This is a genomic window from Paraburkholderia dipogonis, assembly GCF_046027395.1.
In the GTDB taxonomy this organism is placed as follows: Bacteria; Pseudomonadota; Gammaproteobacteria; order Burkholderiales; family Burkholderiaceae; genus Paraburkholderia; species Paraburkholderia dipogonis_A.
On the sequence record NZ_JAQQEG010000142.1, the window covers coordinates 1 to 274 of the forward strand.

A 274-nucleotide genomic window follows, 5' to 3' on the forward strand; every position below is an offset into this window, starting at 1 on the left:
GCCTACCGACACTTCACCGTTGGCCGCCGAGGCCGTACCAGACAGAGCCGCCGTACCCGGGTTGTAACCCGCTGCCGACAGGTTCGCCGTCGTCGTCGAGCCCGAACCCAGTGCCACCGAGTTCGCCGCCGAGGCCGAGGCCGCACCACCGATCGCTACCGCGTTTGTACCCGTCGCCGACGAATCCGCCAACGTCGAGTTGGTGTGGAAGTACTTGATGCCGCCACCGTTGGTGATGTTGTTCACCGTGTTGCTGATGTTGGTAACGTTGCCT

The 274-nt window shown here is 63.9% G+C and carries 1 pseudogene; it reads right to left on the bottom strand.

What is annotated here, in order from left to right:
* Positions 1-274: pseudogene (locus tag PQR32_RS42230) on the bottom strand (adhesin); the annotation flags it as partial.